The sequence below is a fragment of the Xylanibacter caecicola genome (assembly GCF_013166515.1).
Lineage (GTDB): Bacteria > Bacteroidota > Bacteroidia > Bacteroidales > Bacteroidaceae > Prevotella > Prevotella caecicola.
On the sequence record NZ_JABKKJ010000053.1, the window covers coordinates 1 to 2,815 of the forward strand.

Consider the following 2,815-nt stretch of genomic DNA (forward strand, 5'->3'; position numbering starts at 1 on the left):
ACAACTATATCAAGAAAGTGGGAAAGAAATTGAACCTCAGACCGAGAAAGAAACTAAATTTCTCAACCCCGAAAGAAGAATTCTTCAAACAAATCATTAATTTTGCACTTGCCAGTTGAAACTACCTTGCAACATACTTGTAATCAAAGATGTAAGATTTTTCGACTTAACAACTCTGTATGTCAGAAATTTGTTGTATCTTTGTAATATAAATAAGCAACAAAGGAGTAAAGACATGGCACGACCTATCAAAGAGACCCCGGTATTAAAGGGCAAGGACGCTGAAAATTTCGCCAAGAGAATGGCGAACCCCGCTCCCGTCAGCAAAGCTGAAAAGGAAGAGGCAAGAAAGGCGTATGAGGCGTTCAAAGCCATAAGCACATTCCCTATGTAGTTATGGACTTTGACAAATTCACTTTCAGGCAGATTGATGCCGATACACGTATAAAGTCATTCGATTGCGGCGACGCCGATTTGAATGACTTTTTGATTTCCGATGCCGTCAACTACTACAAGTCGATGATGGCGCTGACTTATCTGCTTGAAGATAACGAGGCGGACAAGACTGTTGCATATTACAGCCTGCTCAACGATAAGATTGTTTTTGATCCCGGTGAGAAGAAACTGTGGAACCGTCTTAACCGTCGTGTTGCCAACTCCAAACGGCGCAAGGAATATCCGGCAGTTAAAATCGGGCGTCTTGCCATATCTAAAGATTACGCCGGAAAGCAGATAGGCAGGGCGATATTGTTGCAAGTCAAGCATGTTTTCGCTACTATGCGGCGAAGTGCCTGCCGTTTCATCACGGTAGACGCATACGCCGCAGCAGTACCATTCTATGAGAAATGCGGCTTTATGTTCCTCTCCGAAAAAGACAAACATTCTTCCACAAGGGCGATGTATTTTGACCTTATAAACTTCCCGGATTGATAAAAATGGGATTTGTTGTTATCATCGGCATAATAATTCTAGCATTCTATCTTATGCGATATATAATGAGTTTGATTGCGCAGAAAATTCCTTATCCATTACTTGCAGTGTTCTTAACACTTATAATCGGAGGTATTATTTTAATCTTTGTGGGCTTCATCGCTTTTATATTTGGATTGGCGGGCTATTTTGATAGCGCACTACCTCCTTCGCAGTGAAACGCATTCCACATTTGCAAAGCCCTAAATAGTTTCGTAACTTAATATAGAAATAAGGATAGAGGATTAGCCATTTTCAGCCTTGCATCAGTCAATGTAAGTCACAAGATACTGAAAATATGGATATTCCGTGCCATGGTTATAATTTCGTTACACCGATAAGGAAACGACCGCAGAAAAAGAAAAGCCGACTTTGTCCGGAATAAACAGGACAAAGTCGGACACAGCAATTAAAACCACTATGACGAAAGTAGTGGCATAGGTGCCTCCCCTTTGCCTACTTTCATATTTCAAGTCGCAACATATTGTTATAAAAAAACAACACCTTTGCCCATATCACAACAGAGCAGGCACGAAGAACTTGGCAAGGCAGTAACCGCCGCCTATAAGCCATGCAAAGAGTATGAAAGCAAGGAGAAACGGCTTGAAACCGGCTTTCTTGAACTTGTCGATGCTTGTCTCGGCACCAAGGGCTGTCATTGCCATGGTGAGCAGGAAGGTGTCAAAGTTGTTGATAAAGTCGACCGTAGCAGCCGGGAGCAAATCGAAAGAGTTGAAGCCGATTACGACAAGGAACAGTATGGCAAACCACGGCATTGATACTTTGCCGCCGGTCTTTGCCCCGCGTCTTGTCACAGCCGCACGCGCCATGGCATAGCTTATGACAAGAAGTACGGGCACAAGCATCATGACACGTATCATCTTCACGATGATAGCCGGGTCGGAGACAGCCTTTCCCATGGCATTGCCGGCACCTACGACATGGGCAACCTCGTGCACCGTGGCACCGGTAAAGATGCCCATCTCCTCCGGACTGAGGGCAAACACACCGTTGCGATACAGCACCGGATAGAGAAACATGGCTATAGTGCCGAAAATAACAACCGTAGACACGGCTACTGCCGTCTTGTAGGGCTGCGTCTTTATTGCCGACTCGGCACCCAACACTGCCGCCGCACCGCATATACCGCTGCCCACCGACGTGAGAAGCGTAAGCTCACGATCCATTTTCAACATGCGTCCTATCAGCATTCCGCCGAGTATGGTAACCGTTACCACTATCGCATCCACGCATATTGCCGGCACACCAACGGCGGTAACATCCTGGAAAGTAAGTCTGAAACCGTAGAGAATGATGCCTATGCGGAGCACACGCTTGGAACAGAACTGTATACCCGGCACCCATGTGTCGGGCAGATTGTTGCGCAGGCTGTTGGCATAGAGCATACCGAGCACTATGCCGACAATCATAGGACTAAGGGAAAGGTTCTTTACAAAACTCATGTCGCCTATATAAAAAGCCGCACATGAAAACAAAGTGATGAGCAACACACCGTGAAGCATGCTGCTGCGTTTTTCGCTGAGCATTGTCATCTGTACTTTTTTAACGTTGTCTTTATATTATAATAGGTGCAAAGGTAATGTTTTTTTTGATTAACATACATAACCGCACAATATTATTGCACGCCTCACGACACACCCGCACATGGCATCATGGTCGGCATAACATGATGACCGTTAAGCACTTCTACATAATATTAGTGAAGATTCCAAATCGAAGTGCAAAATTTTGATTTAGGAATTACCTCTTTCAGAGTATTGTCCGTCCTCTCTTGGGGGCGCGCCCCCAAGAGAGGACGGAGCCAAAGTTTTTAACTGACAAAACA

The 2,815-nt window shown here is 45.0% G+C and carries 3 protein-coding genes and 1 pseudogene; 3 read left to right on the plus strand and 1 reads right to left on the minus strand.

The genetic code is table 11. The features are described 5' to 3' along the window. The 3 genes and pseudogenes from HPS54_RS13185 to HPS54_RS12710 form a co-directional block, all read left to right on the plus strand. Window positions 1–119 (plus strand): annotated as a pseudogene (locus tag HPS54_RS13185) (IS30 family transposase); the annotation flags it as partial. Window positions 120–235: 116 nt separating this feature from the next. After that, window positions 236–394 carry a hypothetical protein gene (locus tag HPS54_RS12705; protein WP_172345761.1) on the plus strand — a complete coding sequence of 53 codons (159 nt, stop codon included), beginning with the start codon at window positions 236–238 and terminating at the stop codon, window positions 392–394. A gap of 2 nt (window positions 395–396) precedes the next feature. Further along, window positions 397–930, plus strand: a complete 534-nt coding sequence (locus HPS54_RS12710; RefSeq protein WP_172345762.1) for a GNAT family N-acetyltransferase — start codon at window positions 397–399, stop codon at window positions 928–930. A gap of 554 nt (window positions 931–1,484) precedes the next feature. On the opposite strand, the gene HPS54_RS12715 is transcribed toward HPS54_RS12710, so the two are convergent. Then, entirely contained in the window at window positions 1,485–2,516 is a 1,032-nt protein-coding gene (locus HPS54_RS12715) for a YeiH family protein (protein ID WP_172345763.1), read from the minus strand. Window positions 2,517–2,815: the final 299 nt, after the last annotated feature.

Coding starts and splice junctions, on each gene's coding strand:
- HPS54_RS12705 (WP_172345761.1), top strand. CDS start 236: ATGGCACGACCTATCAAAGAGACCCCGGTATTAAAGGGCAAGGACGCT.
- HPS54_RS12710 (WP_172345762.1), top strand. CDS start 397: ATGGACTTTGACAAATTCACTTTCAGGCAGATTGATGCCGATACACGT.
- HPS54_RS12715 (WP_172345763.1), bottom strand. CDS start 2,516: ATGCTCAGCGAAAAACGCAGCAGCATGCTTCACGGTGTGTTGCTCATC.